Origin of the sequence: Metabacillus indicus, from assembly GCF_046603695.1 — a bacterium.
GTDB classification, from domain to species: domain Bacteria; phylum Bacillota; class Bacilli; order Bacillales; family Bacillaceae; genus Bacillus_P; species Bacillus_P indicus.
This window is the reverse complement of the sequence record NZ_CP176757.1, coordinates 532,060-549,542: the sequence shown is the minus strand read 5'-3', so window position 1 is coordinate 549,542 and position 17,483 is coordinate 532,060. Positions and strand designations below refer to the sequence as shown.

At 38.0% G+C, this 17,483-nt stretch carries 12 protein-coding genes; 7 read left to right on the top strand and 5 right to left on the bottom strand.

Annotated elements, in window-relative coordinates; translation table 11 throughout:
- Positions 1 to 2: 2 nt before the first annotated feature.
- Positions 3 to 2,291 (bottom strand): DNA phosphorothioation-dependent restriction protein DptF, encoded by a 2,289-nt coding sequence (gene dptF / locus ACK1LH_RS02885; protein ID WP_411334432.1) that lies wholly within the window; start codon positions 2,289 to 2,291, stop codon positions 3 to 5.
- Positions 2,292 to 2,489: 198 nt separating this feature from the next.
- Between dptF and dndB the strand changes: the two genes are divergently transcribed.
- From dndB to ACK1LH_RS02850, 7 genes are all read left to right on the top strand, one after another.
- Entirely contained in the window at positions 2,490 to 3,587 is a 1,098-nt protein-coding gene (dndB, locus tag ACK1LH_RS02880; protein WP_411334431.1) for a DNA sulfur modification protein DndB, read from the top strand.
- Position 3,588: 1 nt separating this feature from the next.
- Complete coding sequence (gene dndC / locus ACK1LH_RS02875; protein ID WP_411334430.1) at positions 3,589 to 5,172, top strand: DNA phosphorothioation system sulfurtransferase DndC; 1,584 nt, start codon at positions 3,589 to 3,591, stop codon at positions 5,170 to 5,172.
- A 13-nt stretch (positions 5,173 to 5,185) separates the two neighbouring features.
- On the top strand, positions 5,186 to 7,165 hold the full coding sequence (dndD, locus tag ACK1LH_RS02870; RefSeq protein WP_411334429.1) for a DNA sulfur modification protein DndD: 1,980 nt from the start codon (positions 5,186 to 5,188) through the stop codon (positions 7,163 to 7,165).
- 2 nt (positions 7,166 to 7,167) lie between these two features.
- Positions 7,168 to 7,539, top strand: a complete 372-nt coding sequence (dndE, locus tag ACK1LH_RS02865) for a DNA sulfur modification protein DndE (RefSeq protein WP_411334428.1) — start codon at positions 7,168 to 7,170, stop codon at positions 7,537 to 7,539.
- A 14-nt stretch (positions 7,540 to 7,553) separates the two neighbouring features.
- The gene (locus ACK1LH_RS02860; protein WP_411334427.1) at positions 7,554 to 8,672 is read left to right on the top strand and encodes a cysteine desulfurase family protein; all 1,119 of its coding nucleotides are present in this window, start codon (positions 7,554 to 7,556) and stop codon (positions 8,670 to 8,672) included.
- A gap of 471 nt (positions 8,673 to 9,143) precedes the next feature.
- Positions 9,144 to 10,421 carry a DGQHR domain-containing protein gene (locus ACK1LH_RS02855; RefSeq protein WP_411334426.1) on the top strand — a complete coding sequence of 426 codons (1,278 nt, stop codon included), beginning with the start codon at positions 9,144 to 9,146 and terminating at the stop codon, positions 10,419 to 10,421.
- The gene (locus ACK1LH_RS02850; protein WP_411334425.1) at positions 10,418 to 11,701 is read left to right on the top strand and encodes a hypothetical protein; all 1,284 of its coding nucleotides are present in this window, start codon (positions 10,418 to 10,420) and stop codon (positions 11,699 to 11,701) included. The genes ACK1LH_RS02855 and ACK1LH_RS02850 overlap by 4 nt, the downstream gene beginning before the upstream one ends.
- A gap of 737 nt (positions 11,702 to 12,438) precedes the next feature.
- Here ACK1LH_RS02850 and rlmD read toward each other — a convergent pair.
- The 4 genes from rlmD to ACK1LH_RS02830 form a co-directional block, all read right to left on the bottom strand.
- Positions 12,439 to 13,830, bottom strand: coding sequence for a 23S rRNA (uracil(1939)-C(5))-methyltransferase RlmD (gene rlmD, locus ACK1LH_RS02845; protein ID WP_411334424.1), 1,392 nt, complete (start codon positions 13,828 to 13,830; stop codon positions 12,439 to 12,441).
- 16 nt (positions 13,831 to 13,846) lie between these two features.
- Positions 13,847 to 14,710 (bottom strand): DNA-3-methyladenine glycosylase family protein, encoded by an 864-nt coding sequence (locus ACK1LH_RS02840; RefSeq protein WP_411334423.1) that lies wholly within the window; start codon positions 14,708 to 14,710, stop codon positions 13,847 to 13,849.
- An 83-nt stretch (positions 14,711 to 14,793) separates the two neighbouring features.
- Positions 14,794 to 15,603 (bottom strand): delta-lactam-biosynthetic de-N-acetylase, encoded by an 810-nt coding sequence (pdaA, locus tag ACK1LH_RS02835; RefSeq protein WP_411334422.1) that lies wholly within the window; start codon positions 15,601 to 15,603, stop codon positions 14,794 to 14,796.
- A gap of 107 nt (positions 15,604 to 15,710) precedes the next feature.
- Positions 15,711 to 17,243 (bottom strand): fumarate hydratase, encoded by a 1,533-nt coding sequence (locus ACK1LH_RS02830; protein ID WP_411334421.1) that lies wholly within the window; start codon positions 17,241 to 17,243, stop codon positions 15,711 to 15,713.
- Positions 17,244 to 17,483: the final 240 nt, after the last annotated feature.

The window sequence follows — 17,483 nt, the reverse complement described above, 5'->3', positions numbered from 1 at the left end:
AATTAAAACTCCCTTTCAAATACAAAACCTTCGAAATCATCTCTTTTAATTGTATAAAAACGATTGTCATTCGGATAGAAAATAAGCATTTCATTTGTTTTCTCTCCAAATGCCATAAGTTTATCGATAAATTCAACAAATCTAATTGCATCTTCTGTATCTTTTTTATTGGGTCTATAACCATTCAATACCTTTGATATTAATTGATATAGAGGATAATCTATTTCTAAAAAGATTTTTTTACTAGCATCTCCTCCATGATATGCTAATAAAATGGTAGATTTAAAAGATTCAAGAACTGTTTGAGTATTTGGTTTTAAGTGATCAATACTTGGTTTAAGATTCATTTTCTGAGCAAATCTAAATTTACTCTCTGTAGTACTTAAGTAGATGTAATCTTTTTTTGGACTTCCTCTCCAATCAAAAATTGCTGACTTAATCTCCTCATAAAATGTTTTGATTTTTTGAGGATTCTTTGTATTAAACGAGTATAAATTCTCCATATATTTTTTATAACTCTCATCAATAAGCTTTTGAGAAAAATCTTGATTACTTAGGTAAGCTATTCTAATAAATGCTTCAAAGAACTGATTAAAAGAATATCCAGTCAAATCTGAATCAAATAAAAATGGATCCATCCATTTTAAAGAAATATTGTCGTGAACATACTCCTTTACTAGATCTCGCCAATTATCTAACGTATTAAAATCAATTACTAACTGATCAATGTAAACGGAGCGAATATGGATTGGATCATTTTGACTCATTGAATTAAGTAAGGTAGAACGTTCTTTTCTTGCAAAAAGCAAATTTGGCAAAGAACCTTTTAACAAGTCAAAATCACTTACTAATTGCCTGCTCATTACTTGATCAGGTATAAGAATATCTGCTACAAAATTCAGAAACGAACGTGCAGAAATGACAACTTTATTTTTAATAATCGTTTTAATGATTAAATATACGATCTGCTTTTGGACTGCTTCATTCTTCAAATAATTGTAATTCTCATGTACTATTGTATAAATGTTATTCTTCTCATCCTCTTTTGCAGCTAGATAGAAAGGATTTTGATTTTCAGAACTGCATATCTTTTTTAACAACGAAGAATAAAAATTAGAGATTGGTCCCTCTTCTGTTAACTCAAATGGATGGTAATCTCCAAAGCTCAATAATGATAAATTGCCCTCTGAATATTCTGTAGTTACATTTTGTGAAAATAGACCACTTTGATTAACAAAGCTTTTTAATCTTTCAAAAGAATAAGTATTATGTACCGAATGGATAAAGTTATGAAGAACGCCCATATTGATTGCAAGTATTACATTTTCACTATTACTAGCATATAATTGGTCAGAAAAGCCTTTGAGAGCTTCTTCTAAGGTTTCCATTGCGTTCTTATTGGGAGAAAAACTTTCAGTAGCATCATTGTAAATTTTATATTCATTGATAAGTTGAGGTTTTTTCTTACTTACATATGCAAGTAAGTGTGATTTCCCGTCTCCGACACTGCCACAAAGAAAAATCAAATTCCCCTTCGGATTGCTTGCTTTTTCTTCTAAAATTCTTTCAAAATCAATTTGAATTTTCCTGTCTACATGAAGGTAGTCTTTAAACCGGCTAAACTTGCTTGCATTTTCAATTGCCTCTTGAGAGGAATCTTTTAAGCGATTTAATTCGCGAATTAAGTAGCTTTGATCTTCCTTAAGATCTTTTTCTATAATCTCTTCTTCAATCTCATCGTAAGCTGGCAGAGTATCTCCTTTTATAGACGGTGTTTCTAAAACAACCCCTAGATTATTCATTTTGTTAACGTTAAGAAATTCAAGAATTTGCTTTTTTATGATTTCCTCAACATTTTCTTTTGGTGGTTTAGGAGTTTCATATAAAGGAACTTTCAACTGTTCTAATGAATAAACTTCGTAATACCATACCCCTATTCGATGCATTTCACGGTGAAGTTTAAAAGCATCCGTTATCTCATTGAAACTTCCATCATGTGCAGCTTTATTTCCAGATCTCCTTATCGTATCGAATGCCTGCTGAATATCTTTTTCTATATATCCCTCTTTAGTAAGAAATGCGATTCTTTCAAATAAGGAGTTCACATAGGGTGCTTCTATTTTTTCTTGATTAAAAACATCATTGAGAATTGACTCCGCAAATAATCTTGCTTTTACAATTGAACTTGCAGGATCCTCGTATAGAAGCTCTTCCATTTTTCTTGCGTTGTGGGAAGCAGTTGGATTTAGGGCTTCTAAAAAACTCAAAAAATATGTCTCAGTGGAACTCATTTATATCAACTCCAAATTGCTTTTCTATAGTCATAATTTTATCACAACACAATAGGAATTATTAGCTATATTAGTTATTACTACCCAAATAGGAATCTTGAATAATACCGAACAAAAGTTCACCTTTTGATTGAGAATAATGTTGAAAAAGTTTATAATAAAAACATGAAATTACGTACGTAATTAGGAGGGGTTACAATGGATGCAGCATTTAACTATAGCTTTCCAGCTATTAGAGGAATTCAGGCAAATAAAGAGTATTATGTTGCCATGTGTCCTCTAAGAATTATCCCGAAAATTTTCTTATTCGATGAGGAAGAAATTCCGCCTGAACATAGATCGCAAAGAATTTTAAACAAGACAAGAATTCCAGAAATAACAAACTACATAGTGGAGAATAACAAAGATTATGTATTTTCTTCGCTTACTGCCTCTGTTGATGGAGAAATTGAATTTGTTTCATTTAGTGAAGATTCCTCTGAAAAAGATTTAGGACAGTTAAGGATTTCATTAGATGCGCGTTTTCTTATTAATGATGGACAGCACAGACGTGCGGCAATTGAAGAGGCTCTCAAGGTATCACCGGAAATAGGATCTGAAACAATTTCTGTAGTCTTCTTTCATGATGAAGGATTAAAGAAATCTCAGCAAATCTTTTCCGATCTCAATCGTCATGCGGTCAACACTACTTCTTCCATAGGAATTTTGTACGATCATCGGGATAGACTTTCACTTGTGACAAAAGAAATAATTAATGAGATTCCACTTTTAAAAAGATATACAGACAAAGAACGTGTATCTCTATCTAAAAACTCACCTAAGATATTAGCTCTTAATCACTTATACAACACAAATCTTAAGTTGCTTGGAAAACATAAAGGTGAATCTATAACTGAGGAAGACACTCATTTTTTAATTGATTTTTGGACAATCCTAACAAATTCAATGACTGAATGGAATCAAGTATTAAATAAAGAGCTTTCTCCGAGAGATTTAAGAGCAAATTATATTGTTGGTCACGGAGTTTTTATAGAAGCGATTGGGATCATAGGAAGATATTTAAGAGAATATCACCCGGACGAATGGCGTTCTAAAATAGAACAACTGGCAGGTATTGACTGGAACAGAACAAATACGGATTTCTGGCTAGGTCGTGCCTTTAATGAGAATGGAAGAATTCAAAAAAACAATTACACGATTCAATTAACCGCAAATAAAATTAAATCTTTATTAGATTTGCCATTACTAGAAACAGAGCAATCTATTGAAGACAAATTTAAACAGGGAGTTATGTAACATGAGTGATGGAATTATTTCAAGTCTTCTCAGTAATGAGAAGAAAATAATAGAGGATGCCAAACGTCAAATTACTGACGTATATCTTCAAGACGATCGGCCATGGGTTGTCGGATATAGCGGTGGTAAAGATTCTACCGTAGTGGTTCAGCTTGTTTTTGAAGCACTGCGAGAATTACCAAGCAAGAAGCTGCACAAGAAAGTGTATGTCATTTCTTCAGACACCTTAGTGGAAACGCCATTGATTATTCAATCAATTAATCATACCCTACGAAAAATCCAAGAAAAGTCCTTAGACTTAGGACTTCCTATTGAAACACATAAAGTGAAGCCAGTTGTTGAACAATCATTCTGGCTAAACATCATAGGAAAAGGATATCCGTCCCCAAACCAGCAATTCAGATGGTGTACTGACCGGCTAAAAATTGATCCTGCAAACCAATTTATTACTGACAAAGTAAATTCTTTTGGTGAAGTTATTATGGTTCTCGGAGTTCGTGAAGATGAAAGTGCAACGAGAGCAAACGTGATCAAATCACATACAGTAGAAGGAAAAGTGCTAATGAGGCACTCTACCCTGTCTAATGCCTATGTTTATGCACCAATTAAAGGATTCAAATTGGACGATGTATGGGATTACTTATTAAGCAGCCCTTCTCCATGGGGAGACGATAATTTTGAACTTCATCGTTTGTATCAGGATTCTAGCAGCGGCGAATGTCCTTTGGTTGTTGATAAGACAGTAAAAGATACTGCAGGTTCTTGTGGAAACAGCAGGTTTGGCTGCTGGGTATGTACAGTTGTAAATGAAGACAAGGCTTTATCAGGATTTATTCAAAGCGGGCATGATTGGATGAAACCTCTATTAGATTTCAGGAACTGGCTTTCATCTATTCGTGATGACCGCAGCAGACGAATGAAATACAGAATGAACGGTCAAATCTATTTTAAAGATATTAAAGTCGAAACAATTGACGGTGTAGAAACTCATGTAATCCCAAAAAAAGGGAGCCGCCCTAAACAATTTATTCCTCTTGAGCAATATGTCATTGTTGAAAAGGATCAATTAAAAGCATATGTAGATGAAAATGGAATTGATTTGAGTGCGGCTGAAGATCATAAAATTCTTGTTTCCTATTTTGATGAAGAAACAAATACTAAAAAACTTGCTCAACTCGGTCTAGGACCATTTACAATGGAAACGCGCAGAGAGATCTTAGAGAGGCTTTTACAAGTTCAAAAAGATCTACAACATCCTGATGATCCCAACTACGAGTTAATCAAAGAAGAAGAACTAAAAGCAATTCGTAAAGTTTGGTACAAAAAGGGAGAATGGGATGATCATTTACCAGTTATTTTCAATTCAGTAATGGGATACGATCTAGACTGGGAAGTAGATGACCGACCTCTATTTAACAAAGATCAACTTTCAGACTTGGATCTCCTATGTGACGAATACAAAGTAGATATTAAAGTGTTAAAGAAACTCCTTTCCATTGAAAAGGATTTTTCCGGTTATAAAGTACGAAGAGGATTAATGGATGAAATATCTAAAGTATTAAAACAAGACTACTTACATCTTTGAGAGGGTTTATTTCATGTATCTAAAACAGATTCAAATAACAAACATCGGTCCTTATAGAGGTCTCCACTCCATTGAATTAGACACAACAGCTAATAACAATACTATTCTAATTGGTGGAGAAAATGGGGCAGGAAAGACTACTTTCCTTAACTCGATTAAATTAGGACTATTCGGCTCATTTGCATACGGCTATAAAACCGAGAATAAAGAATATTTTAAAAAAGTTGAATCAATGCTAAACCACTCTGCCAGATTCAAAGAAGAGAATAACTTTAGATTGAGATTAGATTTTGAAATAACAGATGATCTATCTAGAAAGAGTTATTCCCTGTACCGTTCATGGAAAATCAAAAACTCAGTGATTAAAGAGCAGGTTGAGATCATTCAAAACGGAAAGCATATGAACGATTATGAAAAAGACATCTTTCAGTCGAAACTAAGAGAAATTATGCCTCCACATTTATTAGACCTCTGCCTATTTGATGGGGAAGAAATTTCAAGAATCATTAACAATAATCAATTATCAAGTTATCTAGAAAAACTAACATATGTTTTATTTAATTTAGACATATTTGAAGTCCTTGAAGATGATTTAAACCAGTACAGCCTTCTTAATGAAAACCTCTCTTCTTTAAATAAGCAAGAACGGGAATTAATTGAACTTAAAGAAGAAAAAAATAAATCTATATTAGCAATAAATGAGATTGACCATACTCTCTCTCACTTACTTGTCGAGCAACAAGATTTAGAAGAAAGATATCAAAATCTAAAAAACGATTTCCAAATTCATGGGGGCTTGGCCCGCGAAGAACGCGATCAATTGAATCAGAAAATTAATTTGATTGAAAATGAGCGTAAACAAAATCATGAGACAATTAGACAATTTGTATCAAACTCTCTTCCATTTTTCTTAGCAAAAGGACTTGTGGAAGAAACCCGTTCTCAACTGGTTAATGAAGAAAAATTCCAGCTTTTTTCTTCATTAGAAAATAAATTAACAAGTGAAAAATTAACTGGCATATTAACACGACTTAAAACGTTGCCAGAGAAAAATAATCAAGAGCTCTTAAAAAGAGAAATTCTTTCTACTGTAAAGCCTTCTGAGGATATTAATCTTGTTCATGGAGCTTCTTTTTCAGAAAGCAGACAGGTAGAAACAATATTCAATGACGTCCAGAGTAATCAATTACTAAAATATATCGATCTTATTGAAGAAAATAAGACTAAACTCAAAGACATTCAATTACTTAAAGAAAAACAAAGAGTTCATGATACTTCTTTTGAATTTGCCGATATGCTAGCTTCTATGGAACTACACAGCAAACGTTTGGCTTTGATCAATCAAGAAATTGAAAAAACAGAATCAGTAAAGGAAGAAGTAGTAAATTCATTGCGAAAAATTAATTCCTCAATTGAGGCAATTGAAATTCAATTTAAAGACCAAGAGAAAAGCCGTAACTCTTTCGTAGAATCTCAAAAAATCATCTCTTTAAGTAAAAAGTTTAGAGATCTTCAGCTTAAGAAAAAGCTTCAGGAAGTGCAAATCGAAGCGACTAAAATGCTAAATAAATTAATGAGAAAACAAAATTATATTTCTTCTCTCAAAGTAGAATCATCCACATTTGAAGTAACATTGTTTGATCAAAATGGAGAACAAATGGAAAAATCCACTTTATCTGCCGGAGAAAAAGAAATCTTATTGCTATCCATTTCATGGGCAGTTTTTAAATGTTCTGGCAGAAATGTCCCATTCATATTTGATACCTTATTAGGAAGATTAGATCGTACACATAAAAACAGCATTCTCAACCATTATATTCCGAACTGCGGAAAGCAAGCCATTATACTTTCAACTGATTCTGAAATTGATGAGAAAACTTATGAGTTGCTGCACACATATACTGCAAGAGAATACACCTTAGATTTTGACGTAAGTAAAAAAGAAACCAATATTGTTTCAGATTATTTTTCTTTTAAAGGCTTGGAGGTTTAGTTATGAATTTCAGAATAAAAACATCTCAAAGAACTGGTGAAAAACTAAAGTCCCTCCAAGCCTCAACTGGACTTACATGGAATGTTCTTTCAAGAATAGCAGTTGGACTCTCACTAAGAATTCCGGAAATTCCAGAGCTTATCCAAGATAAAAGCGGAGTAGATATTCATCGTAATTCTATGACCGGGGAGCACGATTATATCTATAAAGCTTTAATTCGCCAACATGCGAAAAGAAATTTGAGAGATGAAGAATATTTCCCAGACTACTTTAATGCTCATCTGGAGCGAGGCATCCAACTTCTAGATAACGAATATAAACACGCAGGAAATTACGATAAACTGTTAAATAATTTGTTGAAAATTAATTCTTAAAGGTGGAGTTCACTATGTTATATCTAGATAACAGCGCCACTACTCCCCTGCTCCCTGAAGTAAAAGACGCAATGTTACCATACTTGCTTGAAGAATTCGGAAACCCTTCAAGCAAGTATTATTCCCTTGCAATTAATGCAAAGGAAGCTGTGGAATCAGCTAGAACACATGTTGCAAGGTTGATAGGCTGCTCTAATAATGAAATAACGTTTACCAGCGGCTCTACAGAGACAAACAATATGATTATTAAAGGCACAGCAGATTATTACCATTCAAAGGGAAACCATATAATCACTTCTAAAGCAGAACATCCTTCTGTTCTTGATACTTGTAAATTCTTAGAATCAAAAGGGTATGAAGTTACTTATCTTGAGGTGGATCGGTATGGGAGAATTTCTGTAGAAGACTTACAAGGTTCAATTAAAGACACCACGATTTTAGTTACTCTCATGTGGGGAAACAATGAATTAGGTTCTTTAAACCCTATAGAACAAATCTCCAATATATGTTTGAATAGGAACGTATTATTTCATACTGATGCTACACAGGTAGTTGGAAAAATACATTTTTCACTAGAAGATTATCCCGGAATTACTTTCCTCTCTTGTTCAGCCCACAAATTTCACGGGCCCAAGGGAACTGGTACTGCATACATTCGACAAGATCAGTACGGTATTTCCACACCTATAACTCCTCTCATTCATGGAGGGGGGCAGGAAAATGGGCTGAGAAGCGGAACACTCGCGGTTCATAACATTGTTGGGATGGGGAAAGCTGCAGAGCTTGCATTACGAAATCTCAAAATAAATATTGAAACATTAGTCGAGCTTGAAGAAGAACTAATCACCGTCTTAGAAAAGAAATTCTCAAGTCATATTCTTTTTAACAATGATTCCAAAGATAAAATTCCAGGTGTTTTAAATGTACAATTCATTGGAATTAATAATGAGATTCTTGTTAAAAAATTAGCCCCTATTATGGCAGTTTCTACTGGATCAGCTTGTAGTTCTAGTAAGCCAAGTCATGTTCTCCAATCTGCTGGTTTTAGTTTGGAACAAGTTAGAAATACTGTTCGGTTTTCTCTTTCACACATAGTTAATAAAGAAGATTTAGTGTTATTTAACAATTTGTAAGTGTACTGCACCTACTTGAAACTCTTAACTTTGTATTAATCTAATCGAGAAAAAGCAGGAAACCTCAAACTGGTTTCCTGCTTTTTCTTACTTCGATACAAACCTCACATCACACTCCACATCTGTTGAAAAAAAATTCACAGAAGAAATCTTCTAGGCGGCTATTCTCAACGTAAAAACTTTTTTTGATTTATTAGATTTCTAACAAATTGATTATTATTATTGACTGAATTTAAACTACCACAAATTTAAATCAGGTAAACAACATTAGGGCAGCTATTTAATAAATAAGCTTATATTTATGATTAAACTAAGTAGATAAAATTATTAAATATAATATAAACATTGGTAAATATGTTAAAGTTTATTTATCACAATTGGTCTACTAAAAATTGTAGATAATTCAGTAAACATAATGCACTATCTTTTAAGTTGGATAGAAAATCAAAGCAATAATTATGGGGGAAGACTATGACTAAGATAAAAGTACTACAGTATACTTGGGGGAAATATAATAACTATTTAGGCTTATTGCCTTTTAATCAGGTTGAACACCTAGTTAACAATGATGTTGATTTCTCCATGAACCGTGATGTAGATAAAGCTCGAGTGGCAGAAATTATAAAGCACATCGATAATAAAGCTGATAATCTATTTTTTCCACCAGTAATATTAAATAGTGATAGTGGAAATGGGATAAAATTCAACTCAAAAGATATGGAAATATCTCTTGATCACCTTAATAAAGTGAAAATAATTGATGGCCAACATCGCTTAACAGCTATTAAAGAGATTCTTACCCAAGGCGAGTTTAAAGATATAGCACTAAAGGTGAAAAACCACGTAATACCATTTGTTCTTATTGAAAGTTTAGAACCAGAGGAACATCGTACTCTATTTAATGAGATCAACCAAAATGCAGAAAAGGTTGGAAGCGTAGTATCTGAGAGATTTGAACCTAACACTCAAAATTTAATTTGTCTACGTTACATTGCTGATAATTTAGAATATAAAGAATGGGTGGAATGGGAAAGTGAGCAGTCTGATGAAAAGATTGTCTATTTACACCTTGTAAAATGTATTGAATTAATTAACAAAGCCTTTCCACGAATATTGAAAAAAGATCAACGTGATACCATGTTTACACAGCCATATCATAAAGATGAAACTTACTTCGGTATACAGAAATGTTTCCTCGATGCAGTATTTAATCATATTAATCAGATTGGCAATGTAAAACTTAAAAGAGAATTTTGGGTCAAACGAGTTGCTTTAGTTGCAGTAACAGATGCTTTAATCTCTTCGCTTAAAGCTCTTGACTTAAAAAGTACAGAACAACAACATGAGGATATTACAAGTAAAATAAGAGAAACTGTTTCAGATAAACTAAATGACTTGCTCCCAGTTTCTATGTACTACAAATATACCGGAAGTAGTAGTCAAACAAAATCTACGTATGATGCCATCCAAAAATATATTTACATAAACAGAAAGTTGGAAACTCTTGAAGTAATGGAGCCAGAGCTCGACCTATTTATTCCACTTGTAAACAGATATATTTATTTATCTGAGAATGAATTAGGTATTGATTTTGAAGAAGACGGACAAATAGAAGTAATAGCAGATTTTATTAAGAGCTTTGAATTAGTGAAAGAGAAAATAGAGCAACTTTCTACTAGAGAGATACCAAAGTTGACACTTACTCAAATCCAAGAGCTAGTTAAGATACCCGAGGGGGAACAACAATGAATGTAGTACATACCCACATTTTACTTAAATTTCTCAATAAAAATGGATTGGATGAAAATACTCTTAAATCCCTACTAAAAGAAGAGATGTTTGATGGACTATCTTATAGATACCAGGCTCAATCAGAAGATATCTATACACTTACGGTCTATTCTAAAGATCACAAGTCATTTGAGAAAAAACGCGATCTCCTAATCCAGTATTTAAATAATATTACAGAGTATTTATCTATTTCTCATGATTCCATTACAAAGAATTATATAGAAGAGATTGGGAAAACCATATATGACTTGGAGCGCGGTTTTCGGACATTAATAGAATTCGTATTCTTAAAAAAATTTAAATCTAATTGGAAGGAAGTATTCCCTACTCTAGGTCATGATAGAAAGGCCAAAAGAGGTAAACCGATTACATACTTAGATAACCCACTAGACGATTGGGATTTTATTCATCTCAACCGATTTGTCAAAGAGCAAATTAGTATTATCGATCAAGCTCTACAAACAAAGTTAAAGCTAATAGGGGAAAGTATTTTAAATATTAATTCCTCAAGTGATCTCGATAAAATTAAAGACGATGTTCTTTTAAAAATAGACGAGCTTACGAATTTGCCAAATAATAATAAAAATAAAGATATAAGTTATACTCAGCTTTACACTCATCTGACACCTCCACTGGCTTCGGATTGGGAGAAATTATATAATTTAAGGAATTTCTGGGCCCACAATGTTGCTCTTATGACTCGGTCAGAATTTGAAAGCTATAAAAAACTATATAAAGGTGTCCTTAATAACATTCAAACTGAGATAACAGTTATGAGTTTATTCTCTGGAGAAGATCAGCAGCCGTATTTAGAGATAGGAGGAGAGTCCTTTAAGATTATAATTTACAAATCAAACTATGAAGGTAGAGCTACAGTTCAGCTTAAAGGAAAATTTATTAATGAAGAAAGTCAAAGCATTAGTTTTAAAAAGAACTCTGTGACTTACTATCACATTCTAAATTTGTTCAAAGAAGTTTTAAAATCTTCTAATGATAGTGATAAACTATTAGAAATAAGTGCTTGTTTTGAATACAACCCATTCTTAGAAAAGGACTTTATTGCTTTAGGGGAATATGTCTCTGCAAAATTCGGAAGCCCTGATACCAACAAATCTGAGATCCATTCTTTCCTATCCACTGAAAAATATGATATTTTCACAGAGGATACTGAAGTGATAATGAGTGAAGATGTGGATAAATACTTAAGGATAATTTTTAAAAAAGATGACCAGAACTAGAAACAGAATACATTCCGTGTTTAAGATTTGGATTAAGTCAAGTAACCCGCACTTTCTTGGAGCTTAATTTTCAGATTAAAGTTTTATACTTTAAAGCTATTCTAGTTAGTCCCATCTTTATTAAAAGATAAAAATTGATGAATATCATTTGATAGTAAGTTGCCAAGAGCAGTTTTTTCAGAGTATAAACAGAATGCAACCGGATGGCCTCCATCCGGTTGCATTCTGTCATTATGAGGGATTTATACATTAATATGAGTCTTTTTATTGGCTATTTTTAACCTACTTTAGACTTCCATGTACAGGAAGTGCATTTTCAAGTTCATGGTAGCAAAAATAAGCATCCGCAGAGACCTTTTTAATGGTTTCTTTACGTTTAGATTTTTTTCCACCGCTTTATTTAAGATGAAGTAAAGAACTGCTCAAATAGATCCGTAACTTTAAAACGTCTCTCATAGTTCTTATCGAAAGTTGAGAAGATAGGCACCTGTCATGAAATTAGGAACCTAAAAACCATCGGTAGCTATATGCATTTTAATCTCTTCAATAGTTGATCTCGTCTCATCGAGCGAATATTGATAGGGTGTTGAATGAATGTCATTTAAAACCTAATAATGAGATCAATGCTTGGCTTTGTTTAATCTATCTACATTATAAAAAACTATGGATAATCACCCCAAATAGGGGGATTTTTCAACAGCCAGAAGCATTATATTATCCAGATTCCCTCTTTTTCCTTACTTCAACACAAACCTCACCACACACTCCACATGCGCAGTATGCGGAAACATATCCACAGGCTGAATATACTCAACCTTATACGCTTTCGAAAGTGTCTTTATATCCTTCGCCAATGTAGACGGGTTACACGACACATAGATAAATTTCTTCGGTTTCACCTTCAATATCGCACCAAGCAGCTTTTGGTCGCAGCCTGTTCTTGGCGGATCGACGACGACAGCGTCTGGGCGCCAGCCTTCGCCGAGCCATTTTGGGAGCCAGTGTTCGGCTGTGCCTTTTACGTAGGTGGCGTTTTGGAAGCCATGTTTTTTGGCGTTCTTTTTGGCGTCTTCGACGGAGTCGGCGATGGTGTCCATGCCTCTGATTTCTTTGGCGCCGTCTGCGAGCCACATGCCGATGGTGCCTACGCCGCAGTAGGCGTCGACGATTTTTTCTTTGCCGGTGAGCTGGGCGGCTTTTTTGACTTCGTCGTAGAGTTTGACGGTCTGGACGGGGTTGAGCTGGAAGAAGGCCCGTGCTGAGAGGTCAAAGGTCAGGTCGCCGAGCTGTTCCTGGATGACTTCTTCCCCGTCTAAGTGGACGGTTTTTTCGCCGAAGATCAGGGATGTTTTTTCGCCGTTGATGTTTTGCATGATGGATTTGACTTCAGGGAGACGTTTGTTGATTTCGCTGACAATCAGGTCCTTGCGCGGCAGGTCATCCTGTGCGGTGATGAGGACGATCTGAACTTGTCCGCTCTTGAAGCCGACTCTGCTGACGATGGTCCGGACGATGCCTTTGCGTTTTCGCTCGTCGTAGATGGATACTTTCAGGTCCTGCAGAATTTGCTTCACTGTCTGAACAGCTTTATTTGTAGCTTCGTGCTGCACGATGCAGTGATCGATGTTTACAAGGTGGTGGGAATTCTTGCTGTACAGTCCCGCGATGACTTTCCCGTTTCTGAGCCCTGTCTGGAACTGGCTTTTGTTGCGGTAGTTCCACGGGTCCTCCATGACGATCGTCTGTCTGATGTCGGTTTTTCCGAGGTCAAGTCCCGAGAAGCGCTCCATCGCCTGGACGACAATGTCTCTTTTTTCATGCAGCTGTTTTTCATAGGAAAGGTGCTGAAGCTGGCAGCCGCCGCATTCGTGGTAGATCGGGCACGGCGGGTCCACTCTGTGAGGGGAGGCCTTCCTGATTTTTTTCACTTTGCCCTCGGCAAATTTGGGGCTGATGTTCGTTGCTTCCACGACCACTTCTTCATTTGGCAGGGCACCAGGTACGAATACGACCTGCTTTTTGAAATAGCCGACTCCTTCTCCGTTGATTCCGAGTCTTTTTATGGTTAATGGAAAGGTTTGTCCCTTTTCCAGAGGCACACCTTTGTTCTTTTGTTCATTGGTCTTCATGTTTGACGCTCCATTTCTATTCAATGCTTCTCCATAAATAAAGGGAAGCATAGCTTAAATAAGGGTCCCACTCCCTGCTCAGCTCCTGCATTTCTTCCATGGTTGGCTTGCGGTCGAGTCCGAAATGCTTTTTCATCGCGTTTTGAATGCCGATATCGGCAACCGGGAACAGGTTGGGACGCCCAAGTCCGAACAGGAGCAGGTTCTGGACCGTCCATGGCCCTACTCCGCGGATTTTCACGAGCTCCTTCAGGATGTCCTCGTCCGGCTGATCCTTCAATTCTTCCAGGTTTATTTTGCCTTCTGCAATGAGCTTTGATGTATCAATGACGTACTCTGATTTGCGTCCGCTGAACTGCAGCTCCCGCAGGTCGCTGTAGTCGAGTGCCGCCACTTTTTCAGAAAGCGGATAAAACCAGACTCCGTCCACCTGCTCGCCGAATGTATGGACGAACCGTTCTGTCAGTGTATGGGCGAACTTCAGGTTCAGCTGCTGGTGGATGATGCATTTCATCAGGCACTCATACAGGCCAAATTCCAGCACGAGCGGCGTGCCGTCATGCTCCTGAAAAATACCGGCGATGTTTGAGGAACGAAAGTGGGTTTGAACGTCAAGAAGGGACGTATCCCACTGAAAAATGCGCATCGTTTCTTGGAGCGCAGCCTCGCGGTTCCCGCTTCCGCTCACTAAAAACACAGGTGCATCCTTCGTTCCAAGAGCCTTCACCTTTACAACAAACGGCTTTTTATCCCCGTCCCTCATCGGAATGGATACCTCGCGTTCAGCCATCTTCACGTGATGCAGCGGATCCATGGATAAACGGTCAAGGACACGGTCAAAATCATATGGAGGATCTATTTTCACTCGCTCTTCCCACATTCGTTCTCAAACCCCTTAATTTTGATACTGACTATTATATCATGAAACGCCCGGGGAAAAGAGAAAACTCCCTGTGACGTGTGTCAGAGGGAGAAAAAGTAAGGCTGATGAAAAGTTCGGTCTATCATGAGATCGTCCAGGCTCTTGAAGATATAGCCCTCTTTTCGAAGATCAGTAATCGCTCTGTCAAGCGCCTCCGCGTTGTCTTTTGAAACAGTATGAAGCAGAAGGATGCTGCCGGGATGGATCTGGCTCATCATCTGATCGTAGGAATATCTCCAGCCCTTTTGTGCGTTCGTATGCCAGTCTACGAAAGCAAGCGACCAGAAAACCGGCTGGTACCCAAGCTCTTTTGACTTGGCCAGCACCCGCTCGCTGAAAACGCCCCTCGGCGGACGGAGATACTGAATTCCCTGATAACCCGTCAGCTTTTCCGTCTTTTCTTTCACGGAGTCCAGCTCTTTTTTCAGTCGTTCGTCCGTGACTTTTGTCAGATCGGGATGGTGCCACGAGTGGTTTCCGACAATGTGCCCCTCATCTGCCATCCGTTTTACAAGGTTTGGCTGGTCAAGCAGGTAATGTCCCGTCACAAAAAAGGCTGCCGGCACCTTCTGCTTTTTCAAAACATCCAGAACCCCTTCTGTGTAGCCATTTTCATAGCCATTGTCGAAGGTGAGATAAATGTATTTTTGGCTCGGATCTCCCATAAAAAAAGCGTCATATTTCTCAAGCAGCTTCACTAGCGGTTCCCCGGGGTTCGCGGATTTGTGGTTTCTGCTTTTTTCAAAGCCCCAGTTGATCGGCTGGTTGGAAACAGCTGCTGCTGGCTGAATGCCTGAAAGGAAAAACAGCAATAGGCATGTTGCAAGTGTCCAATATTTCAACTTCTTCACTCCCCTGACATTGTTCTACTTATAGTGTCGGGAAGTGAGGGAATTACATACTGGGAATAATTATGTAATAAATGGAATACAAAAAGCCGGATTTCTCCGGCTCCTCATTAAATGAATACTGGTTCTTTAAATTGTGAGAGCTTCTCAAGAGACGACTGATCTACGTCTGCATGGAGGCTGTTCCCGTGGGAATCCATCGTTACAACGGCTGTAAAGCCTTCTACCTTCAGGTGCCACATCGCCTCAGGAATCCCAAACTGCATTAGGTCTACGCCTTCAACAGATTTGATGCAGTCTGCATAGTACTGGGCAGCTCCGCCGATGGCATTCAAGTAAACGCCGCCGTGTTCATTCAGCGCTTTCAGTGTTTTCGGACCCATGCCGCCTTTTCCGATGACAGCGCGGATGCCGAATTTTTTCATGATGTCGCCCTGGTAAGGCTCTTCGCGGATGCTTGTTGTCGGTCCGGCTGCTTTTACATGCCAGTTTTCATCCTCATCCTTCAGCATAACTGGTCCGCAGTGATAAATGATCTGGCCGTTCAGATCCACTGGTGAGTCATTGGTTGAAAGGTACTTGTGGATGGCATCGCGTCCTGTGTACATCATGCCGTTGATGCGCACTACATCTCCGACTCTCAGCTCGCGGATTTTTTCTTCTGTGATTGGCGCTTCAAGCACGACTTCACGCGGGCTTTCTGCCGGCGCCTCTGCAGGCTCGTCGTCCTGGAGGTTCGGCATGTCGCCTTCCTGGTACAGCCAGTCCTGAATCGCTCCACTGCCCGCATCAATCTTGACGCCTAAACGGCGGTATGCCCAGCAATTGTACGCAACAGAAACAAAGAAGCTTGCCGGAATCCGGTTCATCACGCCGACTTTACAGCCGAGAAGCGTGGCTTCCCCGCCAAAGCCCATTGTACCGATGCCAAGCTTGTTTGCTTTATCTACGATATATTCTTCAAGTCGTTGCAGATCCTGATTCGGATTCGTGTCATCCGCGCTTCTGAAAAGCTGATCCTTCGCAAGCTCGTAGCCTGAAGTCCGGTCTCCGCCGATGCCGACGCCGATGAAGCCTGCGCTGCAGCCCTGACCCTGTGCCTGATACACGGAATGAAGGATGCATTTGCGGATGCCGTCAAGGTCGCGTCCTGCTTTGCCGAGTCCGTCAAGCTCGCATGGAAGGCTGTACTGGATGTTTTTATTTTCACAGCCGCCGCCTTTTAAAATCAGGCGCGCGTCGATGTAGTCTTTTTCCCACTGCTCGAATTTGATGACAGGAGTGCCGAAGCCAAGGTTGTCCCCGCTGTTGTCGCCAGTCAGCGAGTCAACTGAATTTGGGCGCAGCTTTCCGTCCTTTGTTGCCTGTGCAATCGCACGGTAGATGTCTTCTTTCATATTCAGCTGGTTGGCTCCTACGGGAACCTTCAGTTTAAATGTCGGCAGTCCTGTGTCCTGGCAAATCGGCGATACGTTCTCGTCCGCCATTTTGATATTCTCGGATATTGTCGCAAGAGACATCGCAGCGCGCGTGCCTGCGTTCTCCTGCTGCTTCGCTCTTAAAATCGCGCGGCGTACATCCTTCGGAAGCTTCGTTGATGTTTCCACGATCAGTTCATACATGCTCTCATAAAAACGATCCATCCTGTTTCTCCCCTTATTGTCTATAGAATTCGGTCAATTTCATTCAATTTTTATTATACTCCTTTGTTAAATGGTTGGAAAGGCTTTCATCTTGAATGCCTTTTCATTCCCGACAAGAGTGTCTTTGCGCTAATTGCCTGACTTCCTACCCGTTCCTTTTCGCTCCAGGAACTTGCTTTCCGCGGGGAGTGCCGGAAGCTTCCTCGCTGCGCTTGCGGGATCTTCCGTGCCCTCTTCATC